Below are 18,413 nucleotides of genomic sequence, written 5' to 3'. Positions count from 1 at the left end.
CGCCGCGAGCCCGCGCCCGCGCACGCGCACCTCGCCCCCGTCCGCGGGGGGCGGCGGCACCTCGCGCCCCAGCGCGCGCAGCACGGCGGCCGTGCTGCGGCAGTCCTCGCCGGGGAGGAGGCCGCGGAGCCGGCTCTCCCCGTCCGCGGCGGCCGCGAACATCAGCGCGCGGTGGGTGATCGACTTGTCGCCGGGGAGGACCAGCTCTCCTTGCACCTCGAGCATCATGGCGGGTAACCTATTCCGCGGCGGACAGCGGCGCCAACCGCGCTCCGTCCGCACGGCGGCACGCCCGCCGTCCGCCGCGGCGGACGCGCGCTGTCCGTGAACTGCGACACCTCCCCGGAACAGTTCATGGTGATCGGCATATCAACGTTTTCGGCCGCAACGACTTGGCTCCCCGCCGCCCTCCGGCCGGGGGTTTGCCCACGCCTCCCCCGGCCGCCGCAGCGGGCTCTCTCCTCCCGGCGGCATCTCCCGAAGTCCGCACGCAGGATGCTCCCACTCCGGCCCGCGCTGGTCGCCGCCATGCTCTTCGCGCTCCCTTCGGCCGCACGCGCGCAGACCTCCTCCGCGGGAGGGGTGACGGGCCGCGTGGTGGACACGAAGAGCGGGGCGCCGCTGGCCGACGCGGTGGTGCGCCTGGTGAGGACTCCCTACGACACCCGCACCGACGCCGACGGGCGCTTCACGCTGCACGTCCCCCCGGGGCAGTACACGGCGGTGGTGGACCACCCGGCGCACGAGCCGGCCACCGAGATCTGGTGGCTGGGCTCCGAGCTGCTCTCCATCACCGTGGCGCTGGAGCCGCGGGAGTTCGCGCTCGACACCGTCCGCGCCAGCTCGAGAGATCCCCGCGACCTGAGCATCCGGGTCAAGACCTGGTCCGGCGAAGCGCCCATCGTCTGGGACGAGGAGGCGCTGGAGAACAGCGGGTCGGGGAGCGTGGCCGAGTTCCTGATCCGGCAGCTGCGCCTGGTGCGCACCCCCTGCCGCAGCTCGAGCACGGCGCCGCTGATGTTCGACGCGTGGCGCGACGATTTCGACGAGTGCGTGCGCATCCGCGGCTCGGTGCGCAACGTATGCGTGGCCATGGACGACGCGGCGCTCCCCGGCGGGCTGGCGGTGCTGGCCAACTACCGCCCGGCGGACCTGGCGCGCATCTCCGCCTTCCGCGGCGGCGAGTTCGTGCTGATCTACACCAAGCAGTTCTTCCACAACGCCAAGTACTACCGCTTCCGCCCGCTCCCCCCGGCGGCGCAGATGGCGGCGTTCTGCCCCGTCAACCCCCCGCGGCCGTGAGCGGCGCCGTGTCGCGAAGGGGCGCGCGCGAACGTTCTGCTGCGTGGAGAGCGATCTTTGCAGTCATCCGGCCGGCGGTGCCCAGGGCCCAGTGGGTATCGGCGCCGGAGCCGGAGACGGTTCGGAAGATGAGACGCAGTCCCTGCCTTGCCGGTAAGCGCCGCGCCCGCGGCAACCCTTTCACCGCAGCACCTCGGAGCAGCATGAGCCCCCGATCCCTCTCGCTCGCGGCCCTGGCCGTGACCGCCCTCTCCCTGGCCGCACCGCTCGGGGCGCAGTCGCGCACCGTGGTGGTGGGGCAGCTGATCGACGCCCAGTCGCATGCGCCGCTCTCCGGCGCCACCGTGCGCGTGGTGAACACCGACATCCAGGCCGTCACCGGCACCGACGGGCAGTTCCGGCTGCGGCTGCGCCCCGGCACGCACAACGTGGCGCTCTACCGGCTGGGCTACGAGACCGCGCTGGAGACCTGGGACGTGAGCGACGCCTCGCTCGACGTGGGGATGATCGAGCTGGCCCCCGACGCCATCGCGCTGGAGGGGATCGAGGTGACGGTGGACCGCGTGGAGCGGATGCGGCTGAGCACGGGGATGCGCTCGCGCAGCTTCAACGAAGACGAGCTGGCCCGCAGCACGTACCCGAACGCCCTGGAGTTCGTCGTCGCCAACTACAACCTGATGCGCGTCCCCTGCCTCACCATGGCCACCTCCACCGCCGACGCGGGGTGCGTGCGGGTGCGCGGCGGGCCGCGGCGGCCGTGCGTGGTGGTGGACGAGGCCCCCGCGCCCGGCGGCTTCGACGCCCTGGAGGCCTACAAGACGCAGCACATCGCGCGGATCAACGTGTACGGCAGCGGCACCTTCTTCCAGATCTACACCACCGCCTTCATGCGCAAGGCGAACCAGCGCGACTGGACGCCGATGTCGGTGGAGGCGCAGATGATGGCCTTCTGCAGGTTCTCGTAGCGGTTCCCTGGTCCCCCACTCCAGATCGGAGATGCCGATGAAGCGCCCAGTCTCCTTCGCCCTCCTCGCCGTGGCCCTGGCCGCCGCCCCGCTCGCCGCGCAGGACCGCGTGGTGGTGACGGGCCGGGTGGTCGACGCCGCCTCGGGGACTCCGCTGGCCGCGGCCGCCCTCGACGTGGCCGGCTCCAGCGCGGGGGTGCTCGCCGACCGGGACGGCCGGTTCGAGCTCCACCTCCGCCCCGGCTCGTACGGGATCATGGTCTCGCGGATGGGCTACGAGACCCTGCTCGTGACCCTGGAGGCCGCCGGCCGGTCCGCCGACCTGGGGACGATCGCGCTCAAGGCCGACCCGGTGATGCTGGAGGCGCTCGAGGTCACGGTGGACCGCATCGAGCGCCAGCGGCTCTCGGTGGCCGCCTCCTCGCGCGTGTTCGGCGTCGAGGAGCTCTCCAACACCGCCGCCTTCAACGCGGCCGACTTCGTGAGGATGCGCTCGGGCCTCTCCTACACCTCTTCGTTCCGCGGCGGCCCCGCCGGCACGTGCGTGGTGGTGGACGACGCGCCGCTGCCGGGGGGCCTGCGCACGCTGGAGATCTACCAGCCGCGCGACTTCGCCCGCATCAACGTGTACCGGCGCGGCGCCTTCGTGCAGGCGTACACGCCGGCGTACCTGGAGCGGCTGGCCAAGCAGAAGTTCCACCCGATGCCGGCCAGCGTCCAGATGATCGCCTACTGCCGGATGAACACGATCTGACGCTCGGCGGGGATTCGACACGAAGGGGGAGCCGTCGCGGCTCCCCCTTTCTTTTTTCTCACCTCTGACATGATTCCGTTTTGCCGAGCTTCGTTCACGATCAAAGATCCGCAACCGAGCCTCACACGGAGTCGACGGAGTCAACAGAGGACCCGCTGGTGTTCTCCGTTGACTCCGTTTCCTCCGTGTGAGGCTTTTCCGTGGATGGAAATCCAGAACCGTTCTGCGAAATGGCACGGTGCGTTTCGGGTTCCTCACCCCCGCGGCCGGCGTGCGCGCGGGCGGGCGGGGGCGTGGTAGTCGTGCACCAGCTTGAGGCCGTGCAGGGTCAGGTGCGGCTCCACCACGGCGATGCCGCGGCAGTGCGGGCCGACCAGCTCCGCCAGGCCGCCCGTGGCCACCACCAGCGCGTCGGGGCGGCCCCACGCCTCGCGCAGGCGGCGCACCATCCCGTCCACCGCGTCCACCGCGCCGAAGAACACGCCGCTGCGCAGGCTCTCCTCCACCCCGCGCCCGATCACCCGCTCCGGCGGCAGGAGCCCCGCGTCTCCCAGGCGCGCCGCCCACTCGGCCAGGGTGGAGGCGGCGGCGCGGATCCCCGGCGCGACCGCCCCGCCCACCAGGACGCCCTCGCGGCTCACGCAGTCGTAGGTGCTGGCCGCGCCCAGGTCGGCCACGATCAGGTCGCGGCGGCGGTAGAGGCGGTGCGCCGCCACCGCGTTGGCGATGCGGCTGGGCGCCACGGCCGGCGGGTCGTCCACCTCCAGCCGGATCGGCAGCGGCACCAGCGCGCTCACCTGGTTGACCGGGGTGTCGATGTAGCGCCGGCACGCCACCTCCAGCACGCGGGTGACGGCGGGGACCACCGAGCCCACGGTGACCGAGCGGATGTCGGTGTGCGGGAGGGGGACCAGCGCCAGGATCTGGCGCAGGAGCAGCCCCGTCTCGTCGGACGTGCGGGCGGGGTCGGTGCGCAGGCGCCACTGCCCGCGCAGCTCGGCGCCCTCGAACCAGCCGACCGCCGTCTCGCTGTGGCCGACGTCGAAGACCAGGTCCATCGGGGGATTTCGGGGGAAGGTTCAGGCGGACGGGGCGGGCTCGTCCGCCGGCCGCACGGTGCCGGCGGTGACGGCGTGCAGCGCGCTCCCAGAGCGGACCCGCAGCGCGCCGCCCGGCCCGATCCCCTCGGCGACGCCCGTCACCGGCTCGGGGCCGGAGACGCGCACCCGCCGGCCGCGGAGCGCGTCGCGCCCCTCCAGCTCGGCCAGCAGCGCGGCGTCCAGCGCGGCGGGCGGCTCGGCCAGGCGGCGGAAGACGGCGGCGGCCACCGCGCCGGCCACCTCGCCCCGCGGCGGCCCCCACCCGGCGGCGATGCGCAGCGAGGTGGCCGCGTCCCCCAGCTCGGGGGGGAAGTCGGCCGGAGCGTGCAGGACGTTGATCCCGATGCCGGCGACGACGAAGCTGGGGCCGCCCCCCTCCCAGCTCGCCTCGCAGAGGATGCCGGCCAGCTTGCGCCCGGCCAGCTGCAGGTCGTTGGGCCACTTCACCATCACCCGCGCCGGGCGGGCGAAGGGGTCGAGCGCCTCCGCGGCGGCGAGCCCCACCAGGATCGGCAGGAGGCCGGGGGACGAGAGGGAGGGAGGGCGCAGCACCATCGACATCCACACGCCCAGCCCCGGCGGCGAGGCCCACCCCTTCCCCCCTCTCCCCCGCCCCGCCGCCTGCTCGTCGGCCAGCACCAGGGTGCCGGCGGGAGCGCCCCGCCCGGCGAGCGCGCGGGCCACGTCGTTCGTCGATCCCACCTGCCCGTACAGGTGCACGGCGGGGAGCCCCCAGCCCGCGGCAAGCTCGGCGGCGGAGAGGCCGTCGTAGCGCTCCGCCGGGCGGTCGGTCACGCGCCCTCCGGGCCCAGCTGGAGCGAGAGGTCGAGCGCGGGGGCGGAGTGGGTGAGCGCGCCGATGGAGATGAAGTCCACGCCCGTCGCCGCGAAGTCGGCTACCGTCTCCAGCGTGATCCCGCCCGAGGCCTCGGTCTCCGGCCGCCCGTCGCCGGCGGCGTGGACCAGCTCGACGGCCTGGCGCATCAGCCCGGGCTCCATGTTGTCGAACATGATGCGGTCCACGCCCGCGTCGAGCGCCTCGCGCACCTCGTCGAGGGTGGTGGTCTCGACCTCGACCCTGAGGCCGCGCTCGTTCTGCCGGCGCACGGCCGCCACCGCCGCGCCGATCCCGCCCGCCGCGGCGATGTGGTTGTCCTTGATCATCACCATGTCGAAGAGGCCGACGCGGTGGTTGGCGCCGCCCCCGGCGACCACGGCCGCCTTCTCCAGCCGCCGCATCCCCGGCGTGGTCTTGCGCGTGTCGATGATGCGCGCTTCCGTGCCGGCCACCGCGTCCACGTAGGCGCGGGTGACGGTGGCCACGCCGGAGAGGCGCTGGAGGAAGTTGAGCGCCGTGCGCTCGGCGGTGAGGATGCCGCGCGCGGGCCCGCGCACCCGCATCACCAGCTCGCGCGGCGCCACCGCGCACCCGTCGCGGGCGACGACCTCGACCACGAGCGACGAGTCGACGCGGCAGAAGACCTCGACGGCGATGTCCGTCCCCGCGACGACGCCCGGCTGCTTGGCGACGATGCGGGCCTCGGCGCGGCGCTCGGGCGGCACGGTCCAGAGCGTGGTGAAGTCGCCCGCGCCGACGTCCTCGGCCAGCGCGGCTTCGATCAGGGTGATGGCTTCGGGAGGAAGGAGCATGCGCCGGGAGTGAAGGAGAATCGGTGTCCGATCAGGTCGAGGCGACAAACTGAGGCTGGAGGCGGGCGGGCGCCAGACTCGGGCCCAGCGGGTGGGGAAACGTTTTGCTTGCTCCCGTCCCCGCGGAGCCTCATCGTTGCGACCGAGGCAAAAGCGCGATTCACCCGATGCAGGGAGATCCGATGGCAGTCGTGTCCCGCCGCTCCGCAGCCTTCCTCTGCTCCCTCGCGTTCGCGGCCGGCGGGCCGGCGCCGGCGGCCCGGGCGGCCCAGACCACGGTCGCGTGCGAAATCGGCGCGTACGTGATCGACCCGGACCCGCGCGGGCTGAACGTGCGCGCCGGGCCGGGCACCGGCTTCCGCGTCGTCGCCGTTCTCCCCGGCGGCTCCGATACGTCGGTGGAAGTGGAGGTGACCGGCGCCAGTGGGAACTGGCTGCGGATCCGGAACGCCACCGCGCCCGACTCGCTCCTGTTCCGGGGGCCGGGGTGGGTCTACGCGCAGATGCTCGGCACCGGCACGTCGGACCACGGCCCGGTGTCGCTCTACCGCGAGCCCCGGCGCGGGAGCGCGAGGGTGGGGCGGCTGGACACCGGCACGCAGGTCACCCTGCTCGGCTGCCGGGGCGGGTGGGCGCGGGTGCAGGTGGCGAACCTGACCGGCTGGCTGGACCCGCAGTCGCAGTGCCCGCTCACGCTGACGACCTGCTCGTGATCGCACCCTTACGACGGCGGTTTGTGAGTTTCTTCGATAAGAATAGAGGATAGGGACCTATGCAGGAAACACCGAAACTACTTTGGCCTGCCAAAAATGTCTGCATGCACTGCGGACACTTCGGCCTCGAAGAGCTTGCAGAAAAATCCGATCTCCGACTGGAGCGATTCTGGGATGACCTGAGTGCCTGGGGTCCGAAATGGACTGAGGGTACAATCCACTCCGTCTATTACTGTCCGAGATGTCGAAACATCACTCTCATTAGAACCGAATATGGACATGCTTCGTGGCCTCTCCACAAGAAACCACAGGTTCTATATCCTGTAATTCCGCAAGTACCTCCGGGTATGCCGGAGACAGTGCAGATGGCATATAAAAACCTTCTTGATACTATGTCAGAAAATCCGAGCACGCTTGCTGTTTCGGTGCGTAAGTTACTCGAAGCAATTTGTGATGATTACAATGCAATCGGCACCAATTTATCGTCGAAGATGCGGTGGATGCTGAATACAGCCGTAGTTCCTCAACGTGTCTTCGATCTGCTTGATGTCCTTCGGAAATTCGGGAACGCAGGTGCTCACGGGAATTATCCCCTGAGTTATTCTGATTCTACCTATTTATCCGAGGCAGCACGGTTGATCCTAGATTACTGTTACGGCTTGGCTGTTATGGAAAGGCAACTTCGTGCCCGTTCCGCCCAGCTTAACATATAGCAGAGCCCCAAGTCGATCTAAAACTTACACTCTGAAGTGCAGCTTTGAGTGCCTCACGACCCGCTCTGCTGTCCGGACAATATACCGACCCACTCCACTCAGTCAGCGGGGACCAGCGCGGGCTCCTCGGCTAGGGACTTCTCGCCGGCCAGGATGCGCTCGTAGTAGCGCTCGTACTGGGGGATGACCTTCTCCACACCGTAGCGCTCGACGGCGCTCACGCGGGCGGCGTCGCCCGTCAGCTTCATCCGACCGTCAGGCCGCACTGGCACCAGCAACTCGCGGTAAATCCGCCGCTTGCTACCAGATGCCCGGGAGCAGCCGATGCGGCACGCGCGCCGCGTACTCACTGTAACCAAGCAATTCGCGCCGGAGAAAGCGTTCCTCCAGCTCGAGCCGCATCACCATGAAAGTGATCGGCACGACCGCGAACAGCGCCGCGGCATACGATTCCAACCACAAGCCCAGACCTGCGAGGACCAGCGGAGTCCCGGCGTAGAACGGGTGCCGCACGATCCCGTATACCCCGGTGTCCACCAGGGCATGCTTTCGCTCACGTTGCAAACGGACCACGGTGGTCGCGAAAGCATTCGCCCGAAGCGCGAGGGCCTTGATTCCCCACCCGAACGTAAACAGGACCAGGCCGAGGTCGGCGAGCAGCGGCGCCGGCCGGGGCAGCACATGCCAGCGGAACACGTCGAAGCCGGCGATGGCCGGCAGTCCCACGAATCCCGTGGTTATCACGGCAAGCAGGAGCAGTCTGTCGGTCCAGGGTTGATCACCGTGGACCGGCAGCCCGGCACGCTCTCGAAGCAGGGCGGGGTTCACACGGTATACGGCGACCGCGCCGACAGTCCTGACGAGCAGCAGCACCGCCAGCAGCACCCAGGCGCGCCACCACGCGAGCGTCCCGGCTGAAACGAAGAGGGGGATCGCGACCAGTGCCGCATCGGCTACGAGCCGGGCAAGGACCCTGAGCATCGGTACCCCCGGAGCATGGTGGAATACGCGGCCGGGTGACGCTCAGGTGCATGGCGGTCGCGATCGGGTCGAAGCGCCCGAAATCCTGCACTCAATCGGCAGGCACCAGCGCGGGCTCTTCCTTCGGCGCGCCGGCCAGGATGCGCTCGTAGTAGCGCTCGTACTGGGGGATGACCCTCTCCACGCCGTAGCGCTCGACGGCGCTCACGCGGGCGGCCTCGCTCATGGCGCGCCAGCGCGCGGGGTCGCGCAGGATCTCGATCGCCCCCTCCGCCATCTCCTCCACGCCGCCGACGGGGCCCAGGTAGCCGGTCTCGCCGCTGTCCACCACCTCGGGGAGGCCGCCGGCCGTGGTCGCCACCACGGGGACGCCGCTGGCCATCGCCTCCAGCGCCACCAGGCCGAACGACTCGTTCTGCGACGGCAGCAGCAGCAGGTCGGCGCACGCCATGATCTCGGCCACGGAGTCCTGCTTCCCCAGGAACACCACGCGGTCGGTGACGCCCTGCAGCCGCGCCTCGTCGGCGGCCTCCGGGCGCTCGGGGCCGTCGCCCACGAACACCAGGCGGCTGGGCACCTCGCGCGTGAGCCGGGCGAAGATCCGCACCACGTCGCGCACGCGCTTGACGGGGCGGAAGTTGGAGACGTGCAGCACCAGCTTCTCGCCGTCGCGCAGGAAGGCGGTCTTCCAGCAGGGGTAGCGCTGGCGGTTGTACGCCTCGGGGTCGACGAAGTTGGGGATCACCTCGATGTCGTCGGCGGAGACCTGGAAGGCGTCGACCGTCTCGCTCTTGAGGTAGTCGGAGACGGAGGTGATGCCGTCGGACTTCTGGATGGAGAAGCGGGTGATCTCCCAGAAGTTGCGCTCCTGGCCGATCAGGGTGATGTCGGTGCCGTGCAGGGTGGTGACGATCTTGAGCGGGTGCCCGGGCCCCAGCATCTCCTTGGCGATCCAGGCGCTGGTGGCGTGCGGGATGGCGTAGTGCACGTGCAGCAGGTCCAGCCCCTGGCGCGCCACGGTCTCGTGCATCACCGCCGCCAGGGTGAGCGAGTAGTTGTTGTGCTCGAAGAGCGGGTAGTGCACCATCTCCACTTCGTGGAAGAAGACGCGCTCCATGAAGTGGGGGAGGCGGAACGGCTGCGCGTACGAGATGAAGTGGATCTCGTGCCCGCGCTCGGCCAGCGCGATCCCCAGCTCGGTGGCGATGGCGCCCGAGCCGCCGTAGGTGGGGTAGCAGGTGATGCCGATCTTCATCGAACCAGTCCCCAGTGCCAAGGGCCCAGTGCCCCAGTCAGAAGTGCGAAGTGCGAGGTGCGAAGTGCGTTCTTCCCAGGCACTTCGCTCCAGGTCCTCGAGTCCGAGACACCCCGGCCGCCGGACACCCTGTGCCAGCGATGGCGCTTCAGTACCCGGACAGCGGAAGATCGGTGCCGTGATCCCGGCCCGGTGCGAACCGGCCGGCTTCGGGCCGGGCGGCTGAAGCCGCAGCAACAACTGCAGAAAGCCTCACGAACTGCGTGAGGCTTCAACTGCAAACTGCAACTTCGCGCGCGGCTGCGACAGGGTGCACCGTTACCGGGCACCGGGCACTGGGGACCGGGCACTTTCGTTCCAGCGCCGCACGATCTCTTCGACCAGCTCCTCGCGCGGGCGGGTGGCGTCGAGGCGGACGGAGCCGGGGGGGAGCTGCCTGCGGTTCCAGGTCTCCTGGCGCTTCGTGTAGGCGCGGGTGTTCCGGCGCACCAGCTCCAGCGCCTCTGCAAGCGTCCGCTCGCCGCGCAGGTAGGGGATCAGCTCGGCGTAGCCGTGGGCGTTGAGGCCGGGAGCCTCCTCGCCGTAGCGGGCCACCAGATCCCGCACCTCCTCCACCAGCCCCAGCCGCACCATCTCGTCCACCCGGCGGCCGATCCTCTCGAAGAGGAGCTCGCGCGGCACGTCCAGGATGAAGGCGAGCACCGGCACGCCCGGCGCCTCGGGCGGCGAGCTCCTGTGCCACCACGAGAGCGGGCGGCCGGTGAGCAGCGGCACCTCCAGCGCGCGGGTCAGGCGCTGGCGGCCGCCCCAGCGGCGCAGCCGCTCCGCCGCGTCGGGGTCGAGCGCCGCCAGCCAGCGGTGCAGCTCCTCGTCGGGCATCTCCTCCATCCGCTCCGCCAGGCGCGCGCGGCGCTCGGGGTCCAGCTCCGGCTCGTGGAAGATCGGGTCGGTGAGCGCGCGCAGGAAGAAGCCGCTCCCGCCCACCAGCATCGGGACGCGGCCGCGGGCGCGGATCTCGGCGATCTTCTCCCGCGCGTAGCGCGCCCAGCGGCCGGCGTTGAAGCGCTCCGACGGCTCGGCGATGTCGATGCCGTGGTGCGGGACGCCGCCGCGCTCCTCGGGCGTCGGCTTGGCGGTGCCGACGTCCATCCCCCGGTAGACGGAGCGCGAGTCCATCGAGACCACCTCGCCGTCCAGCCGCCGCGCGACCTCGATGGAGAGCGCGGTCTTCCCCGACGAGGTGGGGCCGACGATGGCGAGGGCGTCGAACATCCAGTGCGAAGTGCGGGGTGCGAAGTGCGACAAGGCGGCGCAGGCGGCCGGGCCGGCCAAAGGATGTCGTCCCGAGGGAGCGTCCGACGTAAGCTGCGTCCGGCACCATGGGTTGGATGCTCCGAGGGATCTACTCGATGCGGCTGGGCGCCGGCTGTCTGTCACGGAGGCCAACCATCAGGAAGGCTGAGTAGATCCCGAAGGCGCCGCCGCCCCGAAACCGCGTCCGCACCGGAGTCCGGCGGCGCCTTCGGGATGACAATCAATGTTCCGAATCCCTAGCACTTCGCACTTCGCACCTCGCACTTCGCACTTTCCTCATCACGCACTCCGCCCGAACCGCCGGTGCAGCTCGGTCAGCGAGAGCTGGATCACCGTGGGGCGGCCGTGGATGTCGTGGTAGGGGAGCTCGGTGGCGAAGAGGCGGTCGAAGAGCTCGCTCATCTCCCGCTGGGTCAGCTTCTGGCCGGCCTTGATGGCGCCCTTGCACGCCATCGACAGCGCGATCCGCTGGTGCTGCGTCCGCGCCGAGTCCACCAGCGGCGAGCCCTCGGCCAGCTCGGCGATCACCTCGCGCAGGCAGCGCTCGGCGTCGAAGTACGGGTGCGGGTTGGGGACGGAGTGCACGATGATCGCCCGCCCCCCGAACGGCTCCACCTCGAAGCCCGCGCGCTCCAGCACCCCGCGCACCTGCTCCACGATGTCGTACTCGGCCGGGGAGAGCCGCAGCGTGATCGGGAAGAGAAGGCGCTGGCTGGCCACGTCGCCCGAGTCGAAGCCGCGCACGATCTCCTCGTACAGCACCCGCTCGTGGGCCGAGTGCTGGTCCACCAGGATCAGCCCGCTCCTCGTCTCGGCCAGGATGTAGGTGTTGTGCACCTGCCACATCATCGGCTGCCCGCCGAACAGCCCGTCCTCGCGCAGCACCGTCGGCGCCGCCGCGGGAGCGCCCGCCTCCGCCGGAGCCGCGCCGCCGCCGGCGACGAAGAGCGTCATCTGCGACTCGGGCGATCCGGGCGCGGCGACCGCCTGGGCGGACGCGGTGGTGGAGAAGCCGGCCGCGCGCGGCTCGCGCACCACGCCGGCGCCGTAGCCGGGCTCCAGCCCGTAGCGCACGGGCTCGCCGGTGGCGGAGGAGACGGAGACGGCCGCGGCGGCGCGCGCGCCGATGGCCGGGGTGCTCTCCAGCCCGGCCAGGGCGGCGCGGATCCCCGCCTCCACGGCGCGCTCCACGCCGATGCGGTCGCGGAAGCGCACCTCGGCCTTGGCGGGGTGCACGTTCACGTCCACCTCGCCGTCGGGGACCTCCAGGAAGAGGAAGAGCGAGGGGTAGACGCCCTGCGGGATGGTGGTGCGGTACGCTCGGTCGGCGGCGCGCACCAGCGCCCGGTCGCCGAAGGCGCGGCCGTTGACGAAGAGGTACGTGCGCCGGGCGCCGGGGCGCGAGGCGTGGGGGCGCTGCACCAGCCCGGTGACGGCCACGGAGCCCTCGCGGTGCGCCACGGAGATCAGCTCGTCGGCCGCGTCGCCGCCCCAGATGGCGGCCACGCGCTCGGCCGTGGTGGCGGCCGCGGGGAGGGTGAGCACGTCGCGCCCGCCGCCGTCCAGCGTGAACGCCACCTGCGGCGAGGCGAGCGCCAGCGTGGTCACCACCTCGCTCACGGCGCGGTTCTCGGCCGCGGTGGAGCGCAGGAACTTGGCCCGGGCGGGGACGTTGAAGAAGAGGCTCCGCACGGTGACGGTGGTGCCCCGCCGCCGCGCGCAGTCTTCCACGCCCGCCATCTGCCCGGCGACGACCAGCACGCGGGTGCCGTCGCCGTCGCGCTCGGCGGTCTCCAGCGCCAGCCGCGACACCGAGGCGATGGAGGGGAGCGCCTCGCCGCGGAAGCCCAGCGTGCGGATGGCGGCCAGGTCGGCCTCGCTCCGGATCTTGCTGGTGGCGTGGCGGTCGACGGAGAGGAGGGCGTCCTCGCGACCCATCCCGTGCCCGTCGTCGGCCACGCGGATCTCCGTCTTCCCGCCGTTCCGGATCGTGATCTCCACCCGCGCGGCGCCCGCGTCGAGCGCGTTCTCCACCAGTTCCTTGACCACCGACGCGGGACGCTCGACCACCTCCCCGGCGGCGATCTGGTTGGCGAGCTTGTCGGGGAGGACGTGGATCCGGCGCGGCATCGTCGGCGGTCGTCTCTTCGGGTGAAGTTCGGGTGCGGGGGAAGGTAGCCCGGGGAGGGGGGGCGGGTCAACGGGCAAGGCGAGGGGGCAGGGCGAAGGGCGGCTGAAGCCGCAGCAACAAAAGCAGGAAGCCTCGCGAACCGCGCGAGGCTGTGAAGGCCAACCCCCTGGTGGAGGCGAAGTTCGGCGGAAGAATGACGGGCGAGGCTGGTCTCGCCGCGACAGATGCCTATCGCGCCGGGGCGGGCTCCGTGACGTCCACGTGCGCGACGGGGAGGGGGGAGCCCCAGACGCGGGCGACCACGGGGGCGACCTCGGCGGGGTCGCCCGTGGTGAGGAGGCGGAGCGACCCCTCGCCGCCCGCCGCCAGGGCGCCGGCCTCGGCGAGCACCTGGCGGACGCGGCGGGCGATGGCCGGGGCGCTGTCGATGATGCGCACGTCGGGCCCCAGCGCGGCGGCGATGGCGTCGCGCACGAACGGGTAGTGCGTGCAGCCGAGCACCACCACGTCCACCCCCTCGCGCCGGAGCGGCTCGGTGAGCGGGACCAGGGCGGCCTTCAGCTCGTCGCCGTCCAGGTGGCCGTCCTCGATCAGGTCGGCCAGGCCGGGGCAGGGCTGCGGGACCACCCGCGCGCCGTCGCCGTAGTTTTCGACGAGCCGGGCGTAGCGCTCGGAGGCCAGCGTCCCCACCGTCGCCATCACCCCCACGCGGCCCGCCTTCGACAGGGCGACGGCGGGCTTCACGGCCGGCTCCAGGCCCACGACGGGGATCCCCAGGTGCTCGCGCAGGTGCTCCAGCGCGGCGCCCGAGGCGGTGTTGCAGGCGACGACCAGGACCTTGGCGCCCTGCGCCTCCAGCCAGCGCCCGGCGGCCAGCGTGCGCGCGCGCACCTCCTCGGTCGTGCGGCCGCCGTAGGGGACGTAGGCGTGGTCGGCCACGTAGAGGAGGTGCTCGGACGGCAGGGCGCCCCGGATCTCCCGGGCGACGCTCAGGCCACCGATCCCGGAGTCGAAGATGGCGACGGGCGCGGCGAGCTCACTCATTGCCCACGGGGATGCTGGCCTCGAGCTGCAGGCCGCCGGTGGGGGCGGGCTCCACGTTCACGTGCTCGTCGAAGTCGCGCAGGTGGGCGGCCACGAAGGCGTCGGCGCCCGAGAAGAAGAGCCAGAACACCGACAGGGTGATCCAGTCCTCGCGCTGGGCGCGGCGGTCGCGCGTGAGGCCGCTCACCTGCCCCTCCTCCAGCAGCCCCTGCTCGCGCAGCGCGCCGTCGCGGCGGCGCGACTCCTGGAGCTTGCGGTCGGACTTGTAGACCATCCACAGGCTCCCCGCCTCCAGCCCGAAGTAGACCGCCCCCCGCCCCGGCGCGCCGATGGCCGACTGCCCCCACCCCGGCAGCACCAGCGAGCGCAGGAACGCCCCGCGCGGCGAGATGCGGTAGCGCCGCTGCGCCGTGTCGCGCCGCGCGGCCGGCGTGGTGTCGCGCACCTGCAGCGGGCGCGCGGTGTCGGGCGTCACCTGCGCGCGCGCGGGCGCCGCCAGGGCCAGCACGGCCAGCGGAAGCAGGATCGCCAGGCGGCGCCACGGAGGCTGGGTCATCGTCGTCGGCGGAGCGGGGTGGAGCGTCCGGCTGCAAGGCGCGGTCCCGGGCGCGGTGGAACGGTAGCGGGAAGGGCGGGCGGGCGAAAGTGCGGGATGGTGAGGAGTGCGTGAGTGCGAAAGTGCGAGAGGACCCGCGGCCGGTCTCCGCTCGCCTGGCGGAGATCGGCGCGGCGGCGAGGGGTCCCCTCCCTGGCGCCTGGCGCGCCGGTCCCTCCCCCGCTGCGCGGTGGAGGGAGCTTTCCCGGCTCGTCGGCGCAGGTTCGAGGCTGTTGAAGCCTCGCGGGGTTTGCGAGGCTTTCCGCAGTTGTTGCCGCGGCTTCAGCCGCCTTTCAACCTCCCGCCCCCGCGCTGCACGCTTCGTCCCGCGGGGGTGACAGGCGTCAGACTCCGGCGCTAGGATTCGTTCTAGCGCGGTTGCGGGGGCGCCGTCCTCCCCACCGCGAGCTTCGATCTTCCACGCGGGCTCTTCCCCGTTTCGACGATGACGATCCGCCGACTCTCCGTCCCCGCCGCCCCGGCGCTCGCCGCGCTCCTGCTGACAGGCGGGCTCGCGGCGCAGCAGCCCGCGGCCGACTCGGTCACGCCCGGCCGCGTGGTGGCGAAGATCGCCACGCGCGCGGACGCGGGGCGCAGCTACGCGCTCTACCTGCCTTCCGCCTACACGCGCGAGAAGACCTGGCCGCTGCTGATCCTGATGGACCCGCGCGGACGGGCGATGGTGCCCATGGAGCTGTTCCGCGAGGCCGCCGAACGCAACGGCTGGGTGCTGATGAGCTCGTACAACACGCTGAGCGACGCCGACTCGGCCGCCACCGTGAACGACGCCTCGCTCGACGCCATGCTGCTGGACGCGCAGCAGAACCTCTCGATCGACACGCGGCGGCTCTACCTGGCGGGCTTCTCGGGCACGGCGCGGCACGCGTGGGGCACGGCGGTGCAGCTCGACGGCAACCTGGCGGGGATCGTGGCGGTGGGCGCCGGCTTCCCCTCGCAGACGGGGGTCTGGCGCGCGATGCTGCCCAGGCTCAAGCCGTTCGCCGTCTACAACACCGTGGGCGACCTGGACTTCAACCACGACGAGATGTTCGCCGTGGACACGCTGCTCGCGGCCACGCACCACCCGCACCGCCTGGTCACCTTCGCCGGCCCGCACTCGTGGCCGCCGAAGGAGGTGGCGGCCGAGGCGCTGGAGTGGCTGCAGCTCCAGGCCATGAAGTCGGGGCTCGCCCCGCGCGACGAGCCGTGGATCGACTCCGTGCTCGCCGCCCGGCTGGCCAGGGCGCGCGCGCTGGAGGCGGCCGGCGCGGGCGTGGACGCGCTCCGGGAGTACCGCTCGCTGGTGGCGGACTTCGGGGGCCTGCGCGACGTGGCCGAGGCCGAGGCGCGGCGGATCGCCCTGGAGCGCGACCGCGGCGTGCAGCGCGCGGCCGCCCGCCGCGACGCGCTGGCCGCGCGCTGGCGCCCCTACAGCGAGCGGCTGCTCGCCTGGCTCGCCGAGGTGCGGAGCGAGCCGCGCCTGCCGCCGCAGGGCCGCTCGCTGGCCACGCTGGAGGTGGAGCGGCTCAAGCGCGAGGCCGCCGACAGCACGGACCGGGACGCGGCGATGTCCGCGAGGCGGCTCCTGGCGCTGGCGTTCGCCTGGACAGGGGGGCTCGAGCAGGGGCGCTACATGAGCCAGCGCGACTATGCCCGCGCCGTCTACCTGCTGCGCATCGCCGAGGCGATCCGGCCGCGCGACCCCGGCGTCTGCTACTCGCTGGCGCGCGCCCTGGCCCAGTCGGGCGAGACGGACCCCGCGCTCGACGCCCTGGCCTGCGCGGTCGACTCCGGCCGCCTCCCCGCGGCCACCCTGGCCAACGACCGCCTCCTCGATCCCCTGCGCCAGCAGCCCCGCTTCGCCGAGATCGCCGGCCGCATGCCGCGGACGTAGGAGCTTCCGCCAAATCCGCAGATACGTTTCTCACGCAGAGTCAGCAGAGCCGAGCGAGGGGCTCCTCTGCCGACTCTGCTGACTCTGCGTGAGCCCTGAAGTTTTCCGGATTCGACTGCGAGAGGCTCACGGCCCGTTCCGCGAGGCGTCCAGGCGGATGTCGTGGCGGGCGAAGGGCTGGCCCCGGAGGCTCAGGCGGTCGCGGAAGGTGGCGCCGGCGCTCGCCACCTCCACGTGGAGCTCCAGGTCGGTGGGGAGGCCGCAGACGGCGTAGAAGCCGTTGTCGTCCGTCTCCGCCTCCATCCCCGTGGACCGGGTGAACACGGAGCCGGACACGACGTTGTACCCGCGCCAGGTGAGCGCCACCTTCACCCGGGCCTGGGGGCGCCCCTCGCGCGTGACGACGCCCATCACCACGCCCGGGAAGCGCTCCGGCTCCCCGGCCGGGCAGGCGCGCGCGACCCGCGTCGCCCGCGACGGGGTGCCGAGCGCCACCCGGCCCTCCTCTCCCGCGCGCACTTCCACGGGCGACGACCCCGGCACGGCGCCCCACGCGGCGAGCGCGGGGTGCGCGAAGGAGGCGGTGTAGCGCCCCTCGGGGACCCCGTCCAGCACGAAGCGGCCCGCCGAGTCGGCCACGGCGGACCACTGCGTGCCGGAGAGGAAGACGCGCGCGCCGGCCGCCGGGCCCCCGCCCAGGCTGTCCCACACCACCCCGGAGATCCGCCCCGCGCCCGCCGCGGCGCGCTGCGCCCCCGCCGCGCCGCCCGTCCTCCCCGCCTCGCGGACGGAGGTGGAGACCACCTCGCCGCCCCCCTCGCGGATCCACCGCAGCTCGCTCCCGAAGCGCGCCAGGATCGGCTCGCGCCCGCCGCTGATCCGCCCGATCTCGGCCGTGCGCCCGAAGATCGGCATACGGATCCACCAGCGGCTCACGATCCACTTCCCCGTGGGGAGCCGTTCGAACTCCACCCGCCCGCCGGCGCCCGCGCTCATCAGCGGGGCCGGGAGGTTCACGTAGCGGTACTCCAGCCGCCGCAGCTCCGCCGTCCTGCGGTCCAGCCACAGCACCCCCGCCACCTCGGGCGTGCGGTGCCGCGCTGGCACCGGCTCGAAGGCGAGCCCCACCATCCCCGCGTGCTCCTCGTCTTCCTCCACGCGGAAGCAGTGGTCGTCCAGGAAGAGGTCCGAGAGGAGCACGTGCGCGTCGGGCGCGTCGAAGACGGTGGAGTCGCCCTCCTCGCGCACGAAACCGTGGCGCGAGAGGTACTCCACCGGCTGGCTGGCGAAGGGGGTGCGCGCCTGCCCCGAGCGCCGCTCGCGCTCGTCGCTCTCCACGGAGAGCGAGGCGGGGTGCAGGTCGCGCCGGTAGAGGACCAGGTCGAAGTCCAGCAGCTCCGCGTCGTACACGTGCGCCGCGGCCGAGAGCGCCTTGCGGGCCTCTTCCCAGAGCACCGCGGTGGCCTGGGCGGCGCCGGGGCGCGGGCGGCAGCGGCGGGTGCCCCGCGCCGTGATCCCCTCCAGCGTCACCGCCTCGGCGCCGCTCTCCAGCCGGTACTCGAGCGTCTGCCCGGCGGCGAGCGCGAGCGGGGGCGAGGCGATGCTGCGGTAGCCGACGCGCTCGGCGCGCAGGGTGTAGGTGCCGGCGGAGGGCGCGCGCAGCTCGAAGCGGCCGTCCTGCCCGGTGAGGGCGGCCCCCCGCCGCGCGCCGCCCGCGTCCAGCAGCACCACCAGCGCCGCGGCCACCGGACGGCCGCTCCCGCGCTCCACCACCTCGCCGCGGACCACCTGGGCGGCGGCCGCGCGGGGGAGGAGGAGCGCGAGGGCGGCGAGGAGGAGGGCGCAGCGCATCGGCGGTTTCGGGTGGATCGGGATCTTCCGAACAGTGCTTCCGGCGATGTCGCGCGGCAAGTCCGCCGTTCGAAAAAGCCTCACACGGAGGGAACGGAGTCAACGGAGTACGACGAGAGAATCTCCGTTGACTCCGTTGACTCCGTGTGAGA

The 18,413-nt window shown here is 72.4% G+C and carries 17 protein-coding genes; 5 read left to right on the top strand and 12 right to left on the bottom strand.

Features of this window, described 5'->3' with window-relative positions:
• A partial coding sequence (locus VF746_06535; GenBank protein HEX8692055.1) for a hypothetical protein occupies nucleotides 1-228 on the bottom strand: 228 nt, incomplete at its 3' end.
• A 267-nt stretch (nucleotides 229-495) separates the two neighbouring features.
• Between VF746_06535 and VF746_06530 the strand changes: the two genes are divergently transcribed.
• The 3 genes from VF746_06530 to VF746_06520 all read left to right on the top strand — a co-directional run bounded on the left by VF746_06530 (nucleotide 496) and on the right by VF746_06520 (nucleotide 3,021).
• Nucleotides 496-1,302 carry a carboxypeptidase-like regulatory domain-containing protein gene (locus VF746_06530; protein ID HEX8692054.1) on the top strand — a complete coding sequence of 269 codons (807 nt, stop codon included), beginning with the start codon at nucleotides 496-498 and terminating at the stop codon, nucleotides 1,300-1,302.
• 203 nt (nucleotides 1,303-1,505) lie between these two features.
• Nucleotides 1,506-2,267, top strand: a complete 762-nt coding sequence (locus VF746_06525) for a carboxypeptidase-like regulatory domain-containing protein (GenBank protein HEX8692053.1) — start codon at nucleotides 1,506-1,508, stop codon at nucleotides 2,265-2,267.
• A gap of 37 nt (nucleotides 2,268-2,304) precedes the next feature.
• Nucleotides 2,305-3,021, top strand: coding sequence for a carboxypeptidase-like regulatory domain-containing protein (locus VF746_06520; protein ID HEX8692052.1), 717 nt, complete (start codon nucleotides 2,305-2,307; stop codon nucleotides 3,019-3,021).
• A gap of 254 nt (nucleotides 3,022-3,275) precedes the next feature.
• Here the strand turns inward: VF746_06520 and VF746_06515 are convergent, their stop codons facing one another.
• From VF746_06515 to nadC, 3 genes are read right to left on the bottom strand one after another with little or no spacing between them, the layout of a single operon-like run.
• A complete protein-coding gene (locus VF746_06515) occupies nucleotides 3,276-4,079 on the bottom strand; it encodes a type III pantothenate kinase (protein HEX8692051.1) in 804 nt (267 codons plus the stop codon).
• A gap of 21 nt (nucleotides 4,080-4,100) precedes the next feature.
• Entirely contained in the window at nucleotides 4,101-4,916 is an 816-nt protein-coding gene (locus VF746_06510) for a biotin--[acetyl-CoA-carboxylase] ligase (protein ID HEX8692050.1), read from the bottom strand.
• A complete protein-coding gene (gene nadC, locus VF746_06505; protein ID HEX8692049.1) occupies nucleotides 4,913-5,770 on the bottom strand; it encodes a carboxylating nicotinate-nucleotide diphosphorylase in 858 nt (285 codons plus the stop codon). Before nadC ends, VF746_06510 begins: the two co-directional genes overlap by 4 nt.
• A gap of 182 nt (nucleotides 5,771-5,952) precedes the next feature.
• Between nadC and VF746_06500 the strand changes: the two genes are divergently transcribed.
• Nucleotides 5,953-6,483: an SH3 domain-containing protein gene (locus tag VF746_06500; protein HEX8692048.1), complete on the top strand. Its 531-nt coding sequence runs from the start codon at nucleotides 5,953-5,955 to the stop codon at nucleotides 6,481-6,483.
• A gap of 811 nt (nucleotides 6,484-7,294) precedes the next feature.
• Here the strand turns inward: VF746_06500 and VF746_06495 are convergent.
• The 7 genes from VF746_06495 to VF746_06465 all read right to left on the bottom strand — a co-directional run bounded on the left by VF746_06495 (nucleotide 7,295) and on the right by VF746_06465 (nucleotide 14,477).
• A complete protein-coding gene (locus VF746_06495) occupies nucleotides 7,295-7,444 on the bottom strand; it encodes a hypothetical protein (GenBank protein ID HEX8692047.1) in 150 nt (49 codons plus the stop codon).
• A gap of 52 nt (nucleotides 7,445-7,496) precedes the next feature.
• Entirely contained in the window at nucleotides 7,497-8,177 is a 681-nt protein-coding gene (locus VF746_06490) for an isoprenylcysteine carboxylmethyltransferase family protein (GenBank protein HEX8692046.1), read from the bottom strand.
• Between the two features lie 91 nt (nucleotides 8,178-8,268).
• Nucleotides 8,269-9,432 carry an N-acetyl-alpha-D-glucosaminyl L-malate synthase BshA gene (gene bshA / locus VF746_06485; protein ID HEX8692045.1) on the bottom strand — a complete coding sequence of 388 codons (1,164 nt, stop codon included), beginning with the start codon at nucleotides 9,430-9,432 and terminating at the stop codon, nucleotides 8,269-8,271.
• Nucleotides 9,433-9,750: 318 nt separating this feature from the next.
• On the bottom strand, nucleotides 9,751-10,704 hold the full coding sequence (gene miaA, locus VF746_06480) for a tRNA (adenosine(37)-N6)-dimethylallyltransferase MiaA (protein ID HEX8692044.1): 954 nt from the start codon (nucleotides 10,702-10,704) through the stop codon (nucleotides 9,751-9,753).
• A gap of 321 nt (nucleotides 10,705-11,025) precedes the next feature.
• A complete protein-coding gene (gene mutL / locus VF746_06475) occupies nucleotides 11,026-12,876 on the bottom strand; it encodes a DNA mismatch repair endonuclease MutL (GenBank protein ID HEX8692043.1) in 1,851 nt (616 codons plus the stop codon).
• A gap of 229 nt (nucleotides 12,877-13,105) precedes the next feature.
• A complete protein-coding gene (gene murI / locus VF746_06470; GenBank protein HEX8692042.1) occupies nucleotides 13,106-13,921 on the bottom strand; it encodes a glutamate racemase in 816 nt (271 codons plus the stop codon).
• Nucleotides 13,914-14,477 (bottom strand): DUF5683 domain-containing protein, encoded by a 564-nt coding sequence (locus VF746_06465; GenBank protein ID HEX8692041.1) that lies wholly within the window; start codon nucleotides 14,475-14,477, stop codon nucleotides 13,914-13,916. The genes murI and VF746_06465 overlap by 8 nt, the downstream gene beginning before the upstream one ends.
• 484 nt (nucleotides 14,478-14,961) lie before the next feature.
• Here VF746_06465 and VF746_06460 point away from each other — a divergent pair, with 484 nt between their 5' ends.
• Complete coding sequence (locus tag VF746_06460) at nucleotides 14,962-16,410, top strand: hypothetical protein (GenBank protein HEX8692040.1); 1,449 nt, start codon at nucleotides 14,962-14,964, stop codon at nucleotides 16,408-16,410.
• Nucleotides 16,411-16,536: 126 nt separating this feature from the next.
• Here VF746_06460 and VF746_06455 read toward each other — a convergent pair whose 3' ends face one another.
• Nucleotides 16,537-18,261, bottom strand: coding sequence for a carboxypeptidase regulatory-like domain-containing protein (locus VF746_06455; protein ID HEX8692039.1), 1,725 nt, complete (start codon nucleotides 18,259-18,261; stop codon nucleotides 16,537-16,539).
• Nucleotides 18,262-18,413 lie beyond the last annotated feature (152 nt).

The organism is Longimicrobium sp., from assembly GCA_036389795.1.
Classification (GTDB): Bacteria; Gemmatimonadota; Gemmatimonadetes; order Longimicrobiales; family Longimicrobiaceae; genus Longimicrobium.
The sequence above is the reverse complement of the archived record's forward strand: the minus strand, read 5'-3'. Positions and strand labels throughout refer to the sequence as shown.